The organism is Streptomyces sp. NPDC002276, assembly GCF_053891435.1.
Genome location: NZ_JBSFCQ010000004.1, coordinates 348,446 through 366,566, shown reverse-complemented (window position 1 = coordinate 366,566; position 18,121 = coordinate 348,446). Strand labels below are relative to the sequence as shown.

12 protein-coding genes are annotated in these 18,121 nt (G+C 70.4%); 2 read left to right on the top strand and 10 right to left on the bottom strand.

Going from position 1 to position 18,121, the window contains the following annotated elements; all coding sequences use genetic code 11:
- The first annotated feature begins 41 nt into the window (after positions 1-41).
- Positions 42-434 carry an SCO5389 family protein gene (locus tag ACWIHT_RS13615; RefSeq protein ID WP_456167641.1) on the top strand — a complete coding sequence of 131 codons (393 nt, stop codon included), beginning with the start codon at positions 42-44 and terminating at the stop codon, positions 432-434.
- Here the strand turns inward: ACWIHT_RS13615 and ACWIHT_RS13610 are convergent.
- From ACWIHT_RS13610 to ACWIHT_RS13585, 6 genes are all read right to left on the bottom strand, one after another.
- On the bottom strand, positions 421-1,263 hold the full coding sequence (locus tag ACWIHT_RS13610; RefSeq protein ID WP_456167639.1) for an alpha/beta fold hydrolase: 843 nt from the start codon (positions 1,261-1,263) through the stop codon (positions 421-423). The two genes, ACWIHT_RS13615 and ACWIHT_RS13610, sit on opposite strands and share 14 nt — an antisense overlap.
- Before the next feature lie 218 nt (positions 1,264-1,481).
- A complete protein-coding gene (locus tag ACWIHT_RS13605; RefSeq protein ID WP_456167637.1) occupies positions 1,482-3,347 on the bottom strand; it encodes a discoidin domain-containing protein in 1,866 nt (621 codons plus the stop codon).
- Between the two features lie 155 nt (positions 3,348-3,502).
- Positions 3,503-4,861 (bottom strand): GH1 family beta-glucosidase, encoded by a 1,359-nt coding sequence (locus tag ACWIHT_RS13600; RefSeq protein ID WP_456167635.1) that lies wholly within the window; start codon positions 4,859-4,861, stop codon positions 3,503-3,505.
- Between the two features lie 74 nt (positions 4,862-4,935).
- Positions 4,936-5,796, bottom strand: a complete 861-nt coding sequence (locus tag ACWIHT_RS13595; protein WP_078532652.1) for a carbohydrate ABC transporter permease — start codon at positions 5,794-5,796, stop codon at positions 4,936-4,938.
- Positions 5,789-6,784, bottom strand: coding sequence for a carbohydrate ABC transporter permease (locus ACWIHT_RS13590; RefSeq protein WP_456167633.1), 996 nt, complete (start codon positions 6,782-6,784; stop codon positions 5,789-5,791). The genes ACWIHT_RS13595 and ACWIHT_RS13590 overlap by 8 nt, the downstream gene beginning before the upstream one ends.
- 8 nt (positions 6,785-6,792) lie before the next feature.
- Positions 6,793-8,109, bottom strand: coding sequence for an ABC transporter substrate-binding protein (locus ACWIHT_RS13585; protein ID WP_456167631.1), 1,317 nt, complete (start codon positions 8,107-8,109; stop codon positions 6,793-6,795).
- A gap of 210 nt (positions 8,110-8,319) precedes the next feature.
- Here ACWIHT_RS13585 and ACWIHT_RS13580 point away from each other — a divergent pair, with 210 nt between their 5' ends.
- Positions 8,320-10,095 (top strand): coagulation factor 5/8 type domain-containing protein, encoded by a 1,776-nt coding sequence (locus tag ACWIHT_RS13580; protein ID WP_456167629.1) that lies wholly within the window; start codon positions 8,320-8,322, stop codon positions 10,093-10,095.
- 65 nt (positions 10,096-10,160) lie between these two features.
- Here the strand turns inward: ACWIHT_RS13580 and ACWIHT_RS13575 are convergent, their stop codons facing one another.
- The 4 genes from ACWIHT_RS13575 to ACWIHT_RS13560 all read right to left on the bottom strand — a co-directional run bounded on the left by ACWIHT_RS13575 (position 10,161) and on the right by ACWIHT_RS13560 (position 18,083).
- Positions 10,161-10,487 carry a putative quinol monooxygenase gene (locus ACWIHT_RS13575; protein WP_456167627.1) on the bottom strand — a complete coding sequence of 109 codons (327 nt, stop codon included), beginning with the start codon at positions 10,485-10,487 and terminating at the stop codon, positions 10,161-10,163.
- Positions 10,488-10,832: 345 nt separating this feature from the next.
- Positions 10,833-12,926 (bottom strand): elongation factor G, encoded by a 2,094-nt coding sequence (gene fusA, locus ACWIHT_RS13570; protein WP_456167625.1) that lies wholly within the window; start codon positions 12,924-12,926, stop codon positions 10,833-10,835.
- Positions 12,927-13,194: 268 nt separating this feature from the next.
- On the bottom strand, positions 13,195-14,082 hold the full coding sequence (locus ACWIHT_RS13565; protein WP_456167623.1) for an NlpC/P60 family protein: 888 nt from the start codon (positions 14,080-14,082) through the stop codon (positions 13,195-13,197).
- Positions 14,083-14,237: 155 nt separating this feature from the next.
- On the bottom strand, positions 14,238-18,083 hold the full coding sequence (locus ACWIHT_RS13560; RefSeq protein WP_456167621.1) for an nSTAND1 domain-containing NTPase: 3,846 nt from the start codon (positions 18,081-18,083) through the stop codon (positions 14,238-14,240).
- Between the last annotated feature and the right edge of the window lie 38 nt (positions 18,084-18,121).

The window sequence follows — 18,121 nt, the reverse complement described above, 5'->3', positions numbered from 1 at the left end:
CTCCCCACCACCCCCAACTACCCGACAGGACACCCCTTTTCATGTCTCTCGACGTCTCCCCGAAGCTCCTCGCCGAAGCCGAACACGGTGACATCCGCGAGGCGGACTTCGTGGACACGGTCCGCACGTCCCTGCCGTACGCCTACGACCTCGTCGCGGGCCTCGCCGCCGAACTCCACGACGGCACGGCCGAGTTCACCGACAACCAGACTCCGCCGCCGTCCGAGAAGGAACGCGGCCAGCTGCTGCGGGCGCTGGCCAGCGACGCGATCCGGGGCAGCCTGGAGCGCCACTTCGGGGTGGCCCTGGCCTTCCAGAACTGCCACCGGGTGGCGGCGTTCCGGCCGACGGCCCGGGACGGCGGGACGTATGCCAAGTTCACTTCACCGCGGTCCCAAGTACTGAACCAGTCACCGGAGTTCAGGGACTGCTGACCGGCAGCACCAGCGCGACGAACCGCTCGGCGTCGTCCAGCCACGGCATGTGTCCGGCGCCGGGCTGGATCACGAACTCGGCGTCCGGGAACAGTTCCGCGTACCGGGCCAGCACATGCGGTGGAGCGGAGATGTCGAACTCCCCGGCGAGGACGCGCACCGGGGAGGTGAAGCCGGCCAGCGCCGCCCGGGTGTCGGCCGGGCTGAAGACGCCTTCGGCGGCGTAGAGGGCCGCGGCCTCCGCGTTCCTCTCCTTGGCGTCGGCCTCCTCGAAGGCACGTGCCGTCTCGTCCCAACGGGCGTGGGCGAAGGGCGAGATGGCCTCCCAGGAGTCGGGCGTGGCCCGCCCCGCGGTGATCTCCTCCAGGGCGGCGAACGCGGGTCCGAACCACGGCTCGGACCCGCGCAGCCGCGCGACCGCCAGCCGGTCATCGGCGGAGATCTCGATACCGACCGCGTAGACACTGGGAGCGACCAGCGTCAGTCGGGCCACCCGGTCGGGGTGGCGGGCCGTGTACAGCACGGCCAGGTTCGCGCCGGCCGAATGCGCGAGCAGGTCCATCCGCTCCAGGCCCAGGTGTACGCGCAGGGCCTCGACGTCGTCCACGAGCCGGTCGCAGCGGTACGACGCCGGGTCCCGCGGCGCCTCCGACGCACCGGTGCCCCGGAGGTCGAGCCGGATCAGCCGCCGGTGGGCGGTCAGGCCACCCAGGGTGCCGAGGTAGGCCGAGTCCCGCATCGGTCCGCCGGGCAGACAGACCAGCGGCGGGCCGTCGCCGGAGGCGTGCGCGACGAGGCGGGTTCCGTCGGGTGCGGCGAAGGTCGGCATGGGCGTGAGCGTGTCAGGGGGCGGGGTGTGCGGCAACCGGATTCCCGGGGCCTTGCATCCACCGCAACCGAATCGCAGGGCACCGCACCTATCGCTCCGGATGCCCGGGCCCCGCACCTACAGCAACCGGTTCACGGCGCGCGCCACGTCCGCCCCCCGGATTGCCGCCGGGGGTCGGACGGGCCGGTCCGGTTCCGCGCTCCGGACCGGCCCAGCTGTCACTGCTTCTGTTCGACCCGCACCCAGTCCACCTCCGCCTGTACTCCCCCGGCCGCGACCTTGTCGACGCTCGACTGCGGCAGGCCCCAGTACGGCGTGGTCACCTGGTTCCAGCCGGCCGGATACGCGCCGCCCAGGGCGAGGTTGAGGATCACGTACTGGTTGTGGTCGAAGACCCATTGCCCGCGCGTCGATTCGAGCTTGTTGCGGGTGGTCTCCTGGACGAGGTTGTCGTCGACGTAGAAGCGCATCGCGGTCGGCGTCCATTCGACGGCGTACGTGTGCCATTGGTCGATCGTGCCGGCGTTCGGGAAGGTCTGGCGGGCGCCGATGTTGCCGTCCGCCGAGTACCCGGGGCCGTGGAGGGACGTGCTCGTCCAGTCGCCGTAGCCGATGTTCTCCATGATGTCGGTCTCGCCGGAGGCCGGCCAGGACACGGACGGGTTGTCGACGTTGCTGCCGAGCAGCCAGAAGGCGGGCCAGAATCCGTCGCCGACCGGCAGCTTCATGCGGGCGCTGACCTTGCCGTAGGTGAAGTCGAAGTGGGTGTTGGTGTCGATGCGGCCCGACGTGAAGTCGTAAGTCCCGCCGCCCGCCTGCGTGCAGCCCTTGCAGTACTTCGCCCCGAGGATCAACTCACCGTTCTGCGTACGGACGTTGTCCGTCGAGTCGACGTAGGCCTGGGACTCGCCGTTGACCGATCCCATCTCCGTGCCGGTCCGCACGACCCGCCACTTGGAGCGGTCCAGGGCGGCGGAGGTGAAGTCGTCGAAGAACGTCGTCCGGTACGTGCCCGACTGGTCGCCGGGGAGTGCGGGGTAGGCCGCCGCCGCGTTGCCGCCGGTGCCCCAGACCTGGAACTCGTAGAGCGAGTAGCCGAATTGGGCCGTGTAGGGCGCCGGGTTGTAGAAGGAGCGGCGTTCCTTGCCGAGCATGCGGACGTAGCGGCCGGTCACGGGTTGGGGCAGGGTCACCGTGTCGTGGCGGCCCGTCGCGTCGGAGGGCGACTTCACATCGGCCCGCCGTACGGCGATGTCGGCGGCCGAGGGTTCGTAGACCGTGCGCCAGGTGGTGTTGTCGTCGGAGACCTGGAGCAAGTAGTCGACGGCGTAGGCGGATTCCCAGTAGAAGTCGACCGTGTCGATCGTCGAGGTCGCGCCCAGGTCGACCGAGACCCAGCGATCGGCGTTCCAGTCGCTGGACCAACGGGTCGCGTCGTCCTTGAGGTTGGCGGGCCAGCCGCCGTCGGTGACGTACGTCGGTGAATTGCCGTTGTGCTGGTAGTAGTTGGAGTACGCGGGGTGGTTCAGGGCGAGGTTGGTGCGGGTCGTGGACGCGGGGGCCGGTTCGCCGCCGTAGACCTTGAAGGAGTAGAGCGAGTAGCCGTAGGGCGTGGCCCGTTCCAAACCGCGCAGGCGGATGTAGCGGCCCGTCACCTCCTGGGGGTACGTGCTCGTGGTGACCGAGCCGCCGGTGCCCGCCGTCTCCGTGTAGAAGGGCGTCCAGTCGGTGCCGTTCTTCGAGATCTCCAGGACGTATCTCTTGCCGTAGGCGGCCTCCCAGTCGAGGGTGACGCGGTCGACTCGGAGGGTCGTACCGAGGTCGAGGCGGATCCAGGCGTCGTCGGCGAAGTTGCTGGACCAGCGGGTGGCGCCGTCGCCGTCGAAGGCGAGGCCGGGGGTGGTGCCGGCGTTCTCGCTGCCGGAGGCGGTGACGGCGGCCGGGTTCGCGGCGTAGGCGGCGGCAGCGCGGTCGGTGTCCCAGGTGGCCGCGACGGCGGCCTGCGGGGAGGGGGCGGCGAGGGCCGGGGTGGCGCAGAGCAGGGTCAGCGCGGTGAGCGCCGTGAGCAGGGTGCGGGTTCGCATGCGGGTCTCCTTGAGGGGCGGGTCTCCTTCAGGGGGTGCTCGTACTGACGTGCGCATGACATACACGGGGTTAATGGGGTTGGACCGATCCAGGGGACCGTTGGTGCCCCGGTGGGCGCGGGCTCCCCCGCCCGCACCCACCGGGGCGGTCTCCGTCAGGCCGCGCGCCGGGCCCGGCTGCGGTGGTCGCGGATGATCTCCGCGTACCGGTGGCCGGTGCCCTTGATCGTGCGGACCTGGGTGTCGTAGTCGACGTGGACCAGTCCAAAGCGCTTCTCGTAGCCGTACGCCCACTCGAAGTTGTCGAGCAGCGACCAGGCGAAATAGCCGGCCAGTGGGGCGCCCTTGCGGGCCGCCGAGGCGCAGGCCGCGAGGTGCTGGACCAGGTAGTCCTGGCGCTCCGGGTCGTCGACGGTCCCGTCGGGGCGTACGACGTCGGGGAACGCGGAACCGTTCTCGGTGACGTAGATCCGGCGCGGGTCGTACTCCTCGGTGAGGCGGAGCAGCAGGGTCTCGATGCCGGAGGCGTCGATCTCCCAGTCCATGCCGGTGCGCGGGACGCCGAGGCGGCGGACGGCGCGGGTGTAGGGGGCGGGGCCGGTGGGGTCGTCGGCGACGGTCGCCGGGAAGTAGTAGTTCAGGCCGAGCCAGTCCAGGGGGGCGGCGATGGTCGCCAAGTCGCCCGGTTGTTCCGGGAGTTCGACGCCGTACGTCTCGACCATGTCGGCCGGGAAGCCTCGGCCGTGGACCGGGTCGAGCCACCAGCGGTTGACGTGACCGTCCTGCCGGCGCGCGGCCTGTACGTCCTCGTCGCGGTCGCTGGCCGGGTACACCGTGGAGAGGTTGTTGACGATGCCGACCTGGGCGTTCGGGGCGGCGGCGCGGATCGCCTGGGCGGCGAGGCCGTGGCCGAGGAGCAGGTGGTAGGAGGCTCGGACGGCGGCGGTTAGATCGGTCCAACCCGGTGCCATCTTGCCTTCCAGGTGGCCGATCCAGGCCGAGCAGGAGGGCTCGTTGAGGGTGGTCCAGTGGGTGACGCGGTCGCCGAGCCGTTCGGCGACGACCGAGGCGTACGCGGCGAAGTGCTCGGCGGTGGCGCGCTCGGGCCAGCCGCCGCGGTCCTGGAGCGCCTGGGGCAGGTCCCAGTGGTAGAGGGTGACGGAGGGGGTGATGCCCGCTTCGAGAAGTCCGTCCACCAACTGGTCGTAGAACGCCAGGCCCTTGGGGTTCGTCGGGCCGTCGCCACCCGGGATCACCCGGGGCCAGGCGATCGACAACCGGTAGGCGTTGGCGCCGAGTTGGCGCATCAGGCCGATGTCCTCGCGCCAGCGGTGGTAGTGGTCGCAGGCGACGTCGCCGGTGTCGTCGTTGTCGATCTTGCCGGGGGTGTGCGAGAAGGTGTCCCAGATCGACGGCGAACGCCCGTCCTCGGCGACGGCTCCCTCGATCTGGTACGCCGCGGTGGCCGTGCCCCACAGGAAGTCGTGCGGGAGTGCGGCGAAGTCGATGGTCACTGAAGTCCCTTTACGGTCAGCGGAGTTGTCAGTGGATTTGTCAGTGGATTTGTCAGTGGAGTCGGTCGGGTCGGTCACTTGACGGCGCCCGCCGTCAGTCCGGCGACGAGATAGCGCTGGAGCAGCAGGAAGCCGGCGACCACGGGCACGCTGACGACCAGCGAGGCGGCCATGATCTGGTTCCAGTACACGTCGTTGAGCGTGGAGTAGCCCTGGAGTCCGACGGCGAGGGTGCGGGTGGAGTCATTGGTCATGACCGAGGCGAAGAGGACTTCTCCCCACGCGGTCATGAAGGCGTAGACGGCGACCGCGACGATGCCGGGGATCGCGGCGGGGACGACGACCCGGAGCAGCGCACCGAGCGGTCCGCAGCCGTCGACCAGCGCGGCTTCGTCCAAGTCCTTTGGCACGGAGTCGAAGTAGCCGATCAGCATCCAGATGGAGAACGGCAGCGAGAAGGTCAGATACGTCAGGATCAGGCCGCCGCGCGAGCCGAACAGGGCGATGCCCGTGGCGTTGCCGATGTTGACGTAGAGGAGGAACAGCGGGAGGAGGAAGAGGATGCCGGGGAACATCTGCGTCGACAGGACGGTGACCGTGAAGACGCGTTTGCCGCGGAACTCGTAGCGGCTCACCGCGTACGCGGCGAAGACCGCGATCACCACCGAGCAGACCGTCGCGGCGACGGACACGATCAGCGAGTTCATGAAGTACTTCGCGAGCGGGACCGTCGACCAGATGTCGATGTACGGGCGGATCGTGAGCCCGCTCGGCAGCCAGCGGAACTTGCCGGTGACGTCCGAGAGCGGTTTCAGGGAGCTGGAGAGCATGACGTACACCGGCACCAGGACGAAGCCGGTGAGCAGGGTGAGGAAGATCCGCCGCGACCAGATGAAGGAGCGGGGCGGGGCCATGGGCGAGGTGGGGCTAGACATCGGCGGTTTTCCGTCCGCGTGAGGTGAACACGAGATACACGCCGGTGACGACGAGCAGGAACAGCAGCAGCAGGACGGACATCGCGGAGCCGGTACCGAAGTTCCAAGTGACGAACGACGCCTGGTAGATGTGGACCGAGATGAGGTCCGCGGCCTCGGGGGCCGACCTGCCGAACAGGACGTACGGCGTGTTGAAGTCGTTGAACGTCCACAGGAACAGCACCAGGACCAGCACCTGGTTGACCGGGCGCAGCGACGGCAGGGTGATGCGGCGGATCTGCTGGAGGCGGCCCGCGCCGTCGATGGAGGCGGCCTCGTACAGCTCCTTGGGGATGTTCTGGAGGCCCGCCATCACGATGAGGAAGGCGAACGGCCAGCCCTTCCAGACCGACACGATCAGCAGCGCGTAGAAGCTGTTGTCGCCGATCAGCCAGAACGACGGCTTGTCGGTGAGGTGCAGCTGGTCGTGCAGGACGTGGTTCACCAGGCCGTTGTCGTGCTGGAACATGAACACCCAGGTGATGACGGCCGCGTAGACCGGCAGCGCGTACGGGATGAGAAAGAGCGCTCTCAGAAAGCCCCGGCCGCGGAAGGTGTCCTGCATGTAGATCGCGGCGACCGTGCCGATCAGCCAGCAGAGGGCGACGGAGAGCAGGGTGAAGGCGACGGTGACGAAGAAGGAGTGGAGGAGCGCCTTGCCGACGGGGGCGCTGAAGTCCACCGAGACCTTGTAGTTGTCGAAGCCGGACCAGGGCGCGGTGCCCCAGTCGCGGATGTAGAACTGGGTGAGTTCCTTGAAGCTCATGACGATACCGATGACCATCGGCACCAGGTGGACCAGGAGTTCGAGGAACAGGGCGGGCAGGAGCAGCAGGTAGGGCAGTCCGATACGGCGGATCCGTTCGCCGCGCCGCCGGCGCGGGCCGGGGGCCGCCGGGTCGGAAGGGTTCTTCCGCACGGCGGCCTCCGGGGTGACAGTGCTCGTCACAGTCGCACTCACTTCGCCGGCATCTGCTGCTGGGCCTTTTCGAGCTCCGCCTTCACGGAGGCGGTGGTGACCGCCCGTCCGGCGGCGGCGTCGGCGAACAGGTTCTTGACGGCCGTGCCGACCGCCGTCTCGAACTGCGACTCGTCGGCGACCTGCGGCAGCGCGGCGGCGCTGGTCGCGAGGGTGTTCTTCAGGACGGAGTTCGCCGGGGTGTTGAACGCCGTGTCCTCCTGCGCCGCCTTCACCGGCGGGATGGAGCTGTAGGCGGTGTTGAGGATCTTCTGCTCGGCATCGCTCGTCATGAACTTCACGAACTTGGTGGAGCCGTCGAGGTTGTCGGTGTTCTTGAAGACGGCCAGGTTGATGCCCGCCACCATCGAGTCGACCTGGGCGCCGGTGCCGGGGGTGCCGGACTGCACGGGTATCGGGGCGATGCCGTACGAACTGTCGCTCATGCCCTGGGACTTGAGGTTGGCGGACGCGGACTGCCACATCAGCATCGCCGTCTTGCCCTTGGCGAAGTCGCTGACGGACTGGTTCTGCGCGTACTCGGCGTTGCCGACCGGGATGACCTTGTCCTTGGCCATCAGGTCGACGTACTGCTTGACGGCGGCCACGACACCGTCGTTGGTGAAGTCGGCCTTGCCGTCGGCGGTGAAGAAGTCGGCGCCGTGCTGCTTCGCGAAGACGAAGGTGTGGTGGATGTTCTCGGAGACGTTGGCGCCCTCGGCGCCGAGGACCTGCTTGCCCTTCGCCTGGATCTTCTTGCCGTCGGCGACCAACTCGGCCCAGGTGGCCGGAGGTTGGGAGATGCCCGCGTCGGCGAAGATCTGCTTGTTGTAGTAGAGCGCGTACGCCATCGAGTACAGCGGGACGGCCGCCGGGTCCTTGCCCACGGCGCCGGTCGAGCCGAGCGCGGAGTCGACGAAGCGGTCCTTGCCGCCGATCTTCGCGAAGTTGGCCGCGTTCCACGGCAGGAAGGCGCCGGTGGCCTGGAGGGAGGCGCTCCAGGTGTTGCCGATGTTCAGGACGTCGGGGCCCTGGCCGGAAGTCGTCGCGGTCAGGATGCGGTTGAGCAGGTCGGACCAGGGCACGACCTCCAGCTTGACCGTGATGCCGGTCTGCTTCTTGAACTTGTCGAGCTCGGGCTGGAGGACCTTCTTGTCGATCTCGATGCTGGCGCCCTGGTTGGAGGCCCAGTAGGTGAGCGTCTTGGGCGAGTCGTTGGATCCCCCACCCGTGGACGAACCGCCTCCGCAGGCCGTGGCCGCAAGGGCGAGTGACATGGTGACGGCGCCTACGGCCGCGGCTCGGATGCTGCGCATACTCCGGGTGTCCCTTCAGGGAATGCACTCACGACTTAATTTAGGACGTGAGTTAAACCTCGGAAGCCAAAGGCGTCAAGAGTTTGGACGCCACTCGTCGAACTCGGTCGTATCTCTTGACGGCCGCGTTCACGGACCTGAAGCATTCCCTCGCGAGAGAGCGCTCCCAACCCCACCGGCGTTCATTTCATGAACAAGGAGAGCCGCGACATGTCCTCAGTTCCCCGCAGAACCGTCCTCGGTGCGGCCGCCGCCGTGTCCGCCCTGGCCGGGCTGCCCGCAACTGCCTCCGCCGCCCCCGCAACTCCCTCAACTCCTGCTGCGAACAAGCCACTTGCCCTGCCGGGCGGCGGCGATCTCGGCCCCAACGTGATCGTCTTCGACCCGTCGACCGCCGGCATCCAGGCCAAGCTGGACCAGGTCTTCGCCCAGCAGGAGACCGCCCAGTTCGGCACCGGCCGCTACGCCTTCTTCTTCAAACCCGGCACCTACTCCGGGCTCAACGCCCAACTCGGCTTCTACACCTCGATCGCGGGCCTCGGCCTCTCCCCCGACGACACCACGATCAACGGTGACGTCACGGTCGACGCGGGCTGGTTCAACGGCAACGCCACCCAGAACTTCTGGCGTTCGGCGGAGAACCTCGCGCTCGTACCCGTCAGCGGGACCAACAGGTGGGCCGTGGCTCAGGCGGCCCCCTTCCGTCGTATGCATGTCCGCGGCAGCCTCAACCTCGCCCCGAACGGCTACGGTTGGGCCTCCGGCGGCTACATCGCCGACAGCCGGATCGACGGCCAGGTCCAGCCGTACTCGCAGCAGCAGTGGTACACCCGGGACAGCGTGATCGGCAGCTGGCTCAACGGCGTCTGGAACATGGTCTTTTCAGGCGTCCAGGGCGCACCGGCGCAGGGCTTCCCGAACCCGGTGTACACCACCCTCGCCACGACCCCCGTCTCCCGCGAGAAGCCCTTCCTCTACCTCAACGGCACCGAGTACCGCGTCTTCCTCCCCGAGAAGCGCACCAACGCGAGCGGCGTGACCTGGGGCAACGGCACCCCGCGCGGCACCTCGCTGTCCCTGTCGCAGTTCTACGTCGCGAAGCCGGGCGTCACGGCCGCCACCCTCAACCAGGCGCTCACGCAAGGACTTCACCTCCTGCTGACGCCGGGCATCTACCACTTGGACCAGCCGATCCAGGTGAACCGCGCCAACACCGTTGTGCTGGGCCTTGGTTACGCGACTCTGGTCCCGGACAACGGAGTTACGGCCCTGAAGACGGCCGACGTGGACGGCGTACGGCTGGCCGGGTTCCTGATCGACGCGGGCACGGTCAACTCGTCGACCCTGCTGGAAGTTGGGCCTTCGGGCACGACGACGGACCACTCCGCCAACCCGACCACCGTGCAGGACGTGTTCGTCCGCATCGGCGGCGCGGGCGCGGGCAAGGCCACGACCAGCGTGGTGATCAACAACCGGCACACCATCGTCGACCACACCTGGCTCTGGCGCGCCGATCACGGCACGGGCATCGGCTGGGACGTCAACCGGGCCGACTACGGCCTGGTCGTCAACGGCGCGGACGTGCTGACCACCGGCCTGTTCGTGGAGCACTTCAACAAGTACGACGTGCAGTGGAACGGCGAGCGGGGCCGCACGATCTTCTTCCAGAACGAGAAGGCGTACGACGCCCCCAACCAGGCGGCCATCCAGAACGGCTCGATCAAGGGGTACGCGGCCTACAAGGTCGGTGACAACGTGACCGTGCACGAGGGTTGGGGTCTGGGCAGTTACTGCTACTACAACGTCGATCCGACGATCGTGCAGCACAACGGCTTCGCCGCGCCGAACCGTTCGGGCGTGAAGTTCCACGACCTGCTGGTCGTCTCGCTCGGCGGGCAGGGCCAGTACGAACACGTCATCAACGAGACGGGGGCGGCGACTTCGGGCACGTCGACGATCCCGTCCACGGTGGTGTCGTACCCCTGAGGTCGTGGTGGGTGCGGGCCGAAGCTCCCCCTTCCGGCCCGCACCCGCCACCGTCATCGTCGCCGTCACCGCCGTGGCGTGATCTCCGCCATCGGTGACCAGCCGCCGCCCTCCGTCTCGACGTGGATGATGTCGGGCGTCGCGGCGACGACGTCCGGCATCCACGCGATGGCCGTCTTGAAGTGCTCGGAGGCGACGTGGATGGCGCCGGCCTCCGGGGACGCGAACGCCTCCAGCAGCACGAAGCGGTTGGGGTCGACCGCGTCGACGGACCAGTCGAAGAACAGGTTGCCGGGCTCGGCCCGGGTCGCGGCGGTGAACTCGGCGACCCGGTCGAGCCATTCGTCACGGTACTCGGGGCGGACAGGGAACCGTACGGCGATGAAGATCATGCGGTGCTCCTGCATTGTCGGACCGGCACGCGGAAACGTACCGACCCGAGCGTGCCTCCCACGGGCGGACGGCGGGAGGTGCCCCACCGTGGACACCTGCCCTACGGAGGCGGGCACGGGGCGGTTCACCACCGCGCCGGGCGCCGGCGCACGCCCCGTCGGGCGGGGTCCGTCGGGCGGGGTCCGAGGAACGTCCCTCAGGCCCCGCCCCGCCTCCTGCTGCCGCTGCCGCTGCCGCGCAACCGCCCCGCACGGGCTGCGAGTTCACCCCGGGCCCGCCTTCCGAGACCGGGGAACGGGAAGCAGAAGACGCCCCGCACGGAGACACCTCCCGCCCGTACGCCGTTACCGGGCCACCGCCACCCCGCCCGGCACCCGTGCGTACCCCGTCGGCCGGGCCGTGAACGTGCCGCGGCCCTGGGTTCGACTGCGCAACCGCGTTGCGTAGCCGAAGAGTTCAACCAGCGGCACGGTCGCCGTGACGAGTGCGGAGCCCGTGCGGGTCGCCGAGGCGGTGATCCGGCCGCGGCGGGCGGACAGGTCGCCGAGGACCGTTCCAACCGCGTCCTCGGGCACGGTGACCGTGACCTCGGCGACCGGTTCGAGGAGGACCGTCTCGCAGGCGCGCAGCGCTTCGCGCAGGCCGAGGCGGCCGGCCGTGCGGAACGCCTGCTCCGAGGAGTCCTTCACATGGGTCGCCCCGTCGGTCAGCGTGACGCGCAGCCCGGTCACCGGGAACCCGCCGACCGGCCCCTCGGTAAGGGCGTCACGACAGCCCGCCTCCACCGAGCGGACGTACTCCTGCGGCACCCGCCCACCGACGACCGCCGAACGGAACTCGAAGCCGGAGCCAGAGCCCGAGCCCGAACCGGGGCCGGAGCCCGCGTCGTCGAGCGGTTCGACGTCCAGTACGACGTGCGCGAACTGGCCCGCGCCGCCGTCCTGTTTGACGTGCCGGAACACGAAACCGGACACCCCGCGCACCACCGTCTCCCGGTAGGCCACCCGCGGGCGGCCGACGTCGACCTCGACCCCGGTGGCCAGGCGGATCTTCTCCACCGCGACCTCCAGGTGCAGTTCGCCCATGCCGGACAGGACCGTCTGGCCGGTCTCGGTGTCGGTCCGTACGACCAACGACGGGTCCTCCTCGGCCAGTCGGGCGAGCGCCGACGTGAGCCGGTCGGTGTCGGTGCCGCGACGGGCCTCGACGGCCACGGACACCACCGGGTCGGCGACCGCGGGCGGTTCGAGGACGAGCGGGGCCTCGGGTGCGCACAGCGTCGAGCCGGCGCGGACGGACTTGAGTCCGGCCACGGCGACGATGTCCCCGGCGACCGCCCGTTCCAGTCGTTCGTGCCGGTCGGCCTGCACCCGCAGGATGCGACCGATCCGCTCGGTGCGCCGCGCGCCCGGATCCCACACCGTGTCTCCTCTCTCGATCGCGCCAGAATAGATCCGCAGGTACGTCAACCGTCCGGCCCCCGCCGCACTCACCTTGAACGCCAGCGCGGACAGCGGCACTTGAGGGTCGGCCGCCCTCTCCTGTTCGCCGCCGTCGTACGTTCCCCGTACCGGGGGCACGTCCAACGGCGAGGGCAGATACGCCACGACGGCGTCCAGCAGCGGCTCGATGCCGCGGTTGCGGTACGCCGAGCCGCACAGTACGACCACACCGTCGCCGGTGCGGGTCAGGTCGCGCAGTGCCGTGCTCAACGTCCCTGCGGACAGGGTGGATTCGGCGCAGAACTCCTCGAACGCGCCCGGGTGCAGTTCCGCCACCGCTTCCTCCAGCAGCCGCCGACGCCGCCACGCCTCGTCCAACAGGCCGTCCGGAACCGGGACTTCGGCCACCGGGCCGTCAACGTCCGCCCACACCATTGCCCGTAGGCGCAGCAGGTCGACGACTCCGGTGAAGCCGTCCTCCGTGCCGATCGGCAACTGCACCACCAGCGGCGCCGGATGGAGCCGTTCCCGGATGGACGCGACGGCCGTGTCGAGGTCGGCGCCCGCGCGGTCCAGCTTGTTGACGAAGGCGATGCGCGGCACGCCGTACCGGTCGGCCTGGCGCCACACCGACTCGCTCTGCGGCTCCACGCCCGCGACGGCATCGAACACCGCGATCGCGCCGTCGAGGACGCGCAGGGACCGTTCCACCTCGTCGGCGAAGTCGACGTGTCCCGGGGTGTCGATGAGGTTGACGCGGTGCCCGTCCCAGGCACAGCTGACAGCCGCCGCGAAGATGGTGATGCCGCGGTCGCGTTCCTGGGGGTCGAAGTCGGTGACGGTGGTGCCGTCGTGGACTTCGCCGCGCTTGTGCGTGGAGCCGGTGAGGTAGAGGAAGCGCTCGGTGACGGTGGTCTTGCCGGCGTCGACATGGGCGAGGATGCCCAGGTTGCGGACGGCGGTGAGCGGGTTGGTGACAGGGCGTTCGGTGCGCACGGCCCGTGGCCTTTCGAGAGTGATTCCGTGCAGGGCGGCGCGATTCCCGTACGAGGAAAGGGAGTTGACGTCGAGTCAGATGCTCAGCTGCTCGTCACGGGTGTCCGGTACCGGCCGCGCGGCGGGTACCGGAGGGACGAGGACAGGAGGATCACTGCGGTGCGGTCACGCACGGCGGGCTCCCCTCACTCGTCTCACTCGTCAACGGTTGTGGCGAGTGTAGGGAAGCCCGGGTTGGTGGGGCATGCGATTTATCGGGGGCGGGCGGTCAGGCGCAGGTGGGTACACCGTCGAGCCAGGCCGGGCCCTTGATGTAGATGTTGGTCATCCAGGCCTTGTAGTCGGGCAGATAGGCCCAGGCGTCGTTGGTGTAGCCGTCGGCGGTGACGACCTCGGCGTGCTTCTGGCACTCGACGCGGATGGTCGTCGAGTCCGGGAAGGCGTAGACGCGGGCTGCGTTGACGGAGGGCGCCGTCTTGGTCCAGACGCCGGTGCCCCAGGTCTGGAGGACATGCCCGGTGACAGCACCGGTGTTGACGCGGACGGCCCCGAAGTAGTCTCCGCCCAGGCGGACATCACTGACCATCAGACGCGTGCCGGACTGCTTCGCCTCGACCATTTTGCCCGCGCCGAGGTAGATCGCGATGTGGTGCAGGTGCTGCGCGGTGCCGTAGGCGAGCAGGTCGCCGGGGACGAGCGGGGCGGTGCCCTGGTCGGCGGTGAAGCGGGCGGCGGCACGGACCGTGTAGTACTGCCCGCTCGCCACCCCGTCGAGGATGTCGGAGCCTGCGGCCTGCGCGTAGGCGTAGCGGACCAGGCCCGAGCAGTCGAAGCCGAGCCGCTCCGGGTCGTGTGCGCTGGCCGGGTCGGTGGGGTCGATCTGCCCGCGGGTGGCGCCGGGTTGAGCGCCGTGGCCGCCGCCCCACGTGTACCAGGTGCCCGCGTCGACCTGGGCGCAGGCGGCGGCGATCGCGCGCTCGGCGGCGGCCGAACCGCCGGGCGCGAGGACTTCACAGCCGCTCGCCGCCGATGCCTGCGGGGCCTGCGGGGCCTGCGGGGCCTGCGGGGCCTGCGGGGCGGCGACGGCCGCGGGTGTCCAGATGAGGAGGGCGAACAGCGCGAGGAGTGTGCCGATGATTCCGGTCCGCCGGAGCATGCCGGGACCCCCGTTTCGTGTGATGTGTGAGTGCTTGTCCGCCAGCCTGCCGAGCACGGCGGGGCCGGTCGAGATTCCGGTGGCACCCCGTCCCGAAGGGCAACGGGAAACCCTGAGGAAACCCCGTCCCACCAGCGGCACTTGACGCATCGTCATCAGGGCCTGGCGCAGCCTGGGTTGCGGGACACGGGCAGTCCCGGCAGCAGCTCGTCGCGCTCCCGCGGGCCAAGTGCCGTGCGCAGTCGGCAGATTCGGGCGAGCCGTGTGCCGGGGTCCAGGTCCCACAGGCGGACGGTGCCGTCGTTGCTGCTGCTCGCGAGGGTCCGCCCGTCCGGGGCGAACACGACGCCCCACACCGCGTTGGTGTGCCCGGTGAGCGTGGCCCACGGCCGCCGTCCGGACACGTCCCACAGGCGGACCGTACGGTCGCTGCCGCTGCTGGCGAGGAGACGGCCGTCCGGTGAGAAGGCGATGCCGCGCACGGATCCGGTGTGGCCGCTCAGGGAGGCCGCGAGGCGACGGTGGCGGACGTCCCAGAGGCGGACGGTGCCGTCGTTGCCGCCGCTCGCGAGGGTGGTGCCGTCGGGACTGAAGGCCACACCCCGTACAGCGCCGGTGTGTCCGGTGAGGGTGGCGAGCCGACGGTGCGTGGCCGTGTCCCACAGCCGTACGGTCAGGTCGTCGCCCGCGCTGGCGAGGGTGCGGCCGTCGGGGCTGAAGGTGACGTCGTTGACGGAGTCCGTGTGGCCGTCCAGAACGGCGAGCCGATGGTGGGTCGGGACGTCCCAGAGGCGGACCGTGCGATCGGCGCCCGCGGAGGCGAGGGTACGGCCGTCGGGTGCGAACGCGACCGAGAAGACGTCCCCGGTGTGGCCCGTGAGGGTGGCGAGCGCGCGCCGCGCTGGAACGTTCCAGAGCCGGATCGTGCCGTCGGAACCGGCCGACGCGAGAGTGCGGCCGTCCGGCGCGAAGGCCACCGAGAAGACGCTCTCGCGGTGTCCGGTGAACGTCGTCACGACCCGGTGCCGTGCCACGTCCCACAGCCGTACGGTGTGGTCCGCGTCGGCGGTCGCGAGGAGTTTCCCGTCCGGGCTGTAGGCGGCCTGCGAGACCTCGGTGAACGGGCGCGGTGTCAGCACGGGGCCGCGCAGGTCCCACAGCACCACGGACTGGTCGAAGCCGCCGGTGGCCAGCGTCGTCCCGGCCTGGTTCACGGCGACGGACATCACGTAGTCGGTGTGCCCGGTGAGGATCGCGGCCGTCCGGCCGGTGCGCACGTCCCACAGCCGGGTCGTGCCGTCGCCGCTCGCGCTGACGACGGTGGCGCCGTCGGGGGTGTAGGCGACGGCGTTGACGTCGTCGCTGTGTCCGGTCAGGGTCGCGGTGGCCCGGTGCGAGGCCACGTCCCACAGGCGTACGGTCCGGTCGACGCCCCCGGAGGCCACGCTCCGCCCGTCCGGTGCGAACGCCACTCCGAGCACCTCGTCGGTGTGTCCCCCGAGGACGGCGAGGGGGCAGGCCCGGTCCGTGTCCCACAGGCGTACGGTCCGGTCGGAGCCACCCGAGGCGAGGGTCCGTCCGTCGTGGGCGTAGGCCAGCGTGTTGACCCGTCCGGTGTGCCCGGCGAGGCGGACCACGGACGGGTGGCCGCCGCCGGTGTCCCACAGTTGGACCGTTCCGTCGTCGGCCGCGATCGCGAGGGTACGGCCGCGAGGGTCGAAGGCGAGTGCGCGGGCGCCCTTGGTGGCGGCGGGGAGCAGGGCGCGCAGCCGGTGGTCGGCGGTGCCCCAGATGTGGACCGGTCCTTCCGAGGAGGTAGCGGCGAGCACGGTCCCGTCGTGGCTGAAGGCGACCGACCGCACGCGGCCGGGAACGGGGAGCGTGGCGGTCGTGCGGTGGTCGCTCGTGCGGCGGAGTTGGACCGTTCCGTTCGCGCCGACCGCCGCCAGCAGCGTGCCGTCCAGGGTGAACGCGACCGCGTTGACCGGGCCGTGCCGGCCGACGAGGCGGGCGGAGAAGGCCTGGGCCTGGGTGCTCAGCAGGGCTCCGCGCGCCTCGGGGGTCGGATCGGTGCGGTAGGCCTCCTCGGCGAGCAGCATCGACGCCTCGGGCCGACCACCCGCCAGCGAGGTGGACTGGACGGCGAGGGCCTGGGAGCGGGCGACGCGTTCCTGGACCAGGGCGCTCGCGCGCTGCCGGTAGGCAAGGCCTCCGGCGGTGACGGCGAGACCGAGGAGGACGGCGAGGGTGGCGAACAAGGCCTGCCGGAACCGGACCTGACGCCTCGCCAGCTGCGCCCGGATGTCCTCCTCGGCCTGGCTGGCGCGCAGGAAGGCGGTTTCGCGGGGGCCGAGGCGGCTGCGGCCGTCGAGTTCGTCGGCCCAGGCGCGGACGGTGTCTAGGCGGGTGCCCCGGTAGAGGGCGGACGGGTCGCGGTGCTCGCGTTCCCATTCGGCGGCGGCGTGGGCGAGTTGCTGGTGGAGGAGGAGTCCGGCCCGGTCGGCGTGGATCCAGTCGCGCAGCCGGGGCCAGGCGTGCAGCAGGGCCTCGTGGGTGATCTCGACGGTGTCCCGGTCCACGGTGACGAGACGGGCCCGCACGAACACGTCGAGAGCGGTCGACGCGGCCTCGGCGTCGGCGAGTTGCTCCATGAGGGCACGGCGTCCGGCGCGGCGACGGGTGGCGGCGCCCTGGTCGTCGGAGACGTGCACGAGCCGGGACAGGAGGCGTCGGATCGTCCTCTGCTCGGCCGGGTAGAGCTCGGCGAACACGGTCTCGGCGGTGCGGGCGACGGCGCCCTGGATGCCTCCGGTGCGTTCGTATCCGGCGACGGTGAGGGTCGTGTCCTCGCGTTGCTGCCAGGTGGCGAGGAGGGCGTGGGAGACGAGGGGCAGGGCGCCGGACGGGGTTGTGTCGGGGGTAGTGGCGGTCGTAGCGCCGGCTTCGTCGCGCAGGCCGGCGTCACGCAAGAGGAGGGGAACGAGGCCGGGTTCGAGGGTGATGCCGGCGAGTTCGGCGGGGCGGGTGATGGATTCGCGCAGTTCCGCGACGGACATGGGCAGCAGGACGAACAGTCCGTCGGTGAACACCGGGGCGAGTTCCGGGAGTTCGAGGCAGCGGCCGGTGAAGTCGGCGCGGACACCGAGAACGACGACGGCGGGCTCCGGGCCGGTGGACAACGCGCGCAGGACCCGTACGAAGGTCCGCCTCTCGTCCTCGTCGGAGCAGAGGGTGAACAGTTCCTCGAACTGGTCGACCAGCAGCACCGGCCGGACCGGTGGCGGGCGGCGGCCGTCGGTGCCGGGCGGCGGGCCGTCCGAGCGAGCGCGGACCGCTTCGAGGAGTGCGTCGGGGCCGTCGGCCAACTGCCGTGCGGTGAGGGCGAGATCGCTGCCGAGGACCTTCGCCGTCCGTTCGAGGAGTTCGTCCAGCGGGTGGGCGGTGGGGGTGAGGGCCATCACGGGCCAGCGGTCGGCGCCCGGCATCGGGAAGCCGCCGGGACGGCGGAGTGCCGGTACGAGTCCGGCGTTGAGCAGGGAGGACTTGCCTGCGCCGGACGGGGCGACCAGCAACAACGGTCCGCCGCCCAGGCGTTGGAAGACCCGCTCGACCAGCGCGGCCGTGGCCCGCTCCCGCCCGAAGAACCAGCCCACGTCCTCGGGGGTGAACGCCGCAAGGCCGCGGTAGGGGCAGCTGGGCGCGGCGGCATCGCCGCCCCGCTCCCGGCCAGGCTGTTCCACGAGCCGCAGCAACTCGCCCTCGGCGGACAGGATGTGGTCGCACTGGCGGGCCACGTCGAGGGTCGCGCGCTTGACGCCGGTCTCGATCTTGCTGAGGTAGCCCTTGCTGTAGTGCGTCCGGCGCGCGAGGTCGGCAAGGGACAATCCGCGTTCCCGGCGCAGCCGTCTCAGCTGTACGGGAAAGGACAGCGTGGTCTGCGCGGGGCCTTCCGGCTGGTCGGTCCGGTCGGCGCCCGCGTGTTCGTCGTGCTGATCCCCCAACGCGTCCCCCTGGTACTGGCCGTCCGGATCGTGAGACG

What these genes read in the sequence shown, in the direction of transcription:
- ACWIHT_RS13615 (WP_456167641.1), top strand. Translation starts at nt 42, where the DNA reads ATGTCTCTCGACGTCTCCCCGAAGCTCCTCGCCGAAGCCGAACACGGT.
- ACWIHT_RS13610 (WP_456167639.1), bottom strand. Translation starts at nt 1,263, where the DNA reads ATGCCGACCTTCGCCGCACCCGACGGAACCCGCCTCGTCGCGCACGCC.
- ACWIHT_RS13605 (WP_456167637.1), bottom strand. Translation starts at nt 3,347, where the DNA reads ATGCGAACCCGCACCCTGCTCACGGCGCTCACCGCGCTGACCCTGCTC.
- ACWIHT_RS13595 (WP_078532652.1), bottom strand. Translation starts at nt 5,796, where the DNA reads ATGTCTAGCCCCACCTCGCCCATGGCCCCGCCCCGCTCCTTCATCTGG.
- ACWIHT_RS13585 (WP_456167631.1), bottom strand. Translation starts at nt 8,109, where the DNA reads ATGCGCAGCATCCGAGCCGCGGCCGTAGGCGCCGTCACCATGTCACTC.
- ACWIHT_RS13580 (WP_456167629.1), top strand. Translation starts at nt 8,320, where the DNA reads ATGTCCTCAGTTCCCCGCAGAACCGTCCTCGGTGCGGCCGCCGCCGTG.
- ACWIHT_RS13575 (WP_456167627.1), bottom strand. Translation starts at nt 10,487, where the DNA reads ATGATCTTCATCGCCGTACGGTTCCCTGTCCGCCCCGAGTACCGTGAC.
- ACWIHT_RS13565 (WP_456167623.1), bottom strand. Translation starts at nt 14,082, where the DNA reads ATGCTCCGGCGGACCGGAATCATCGGCACACTCCTCGCGCTGTTCGCC.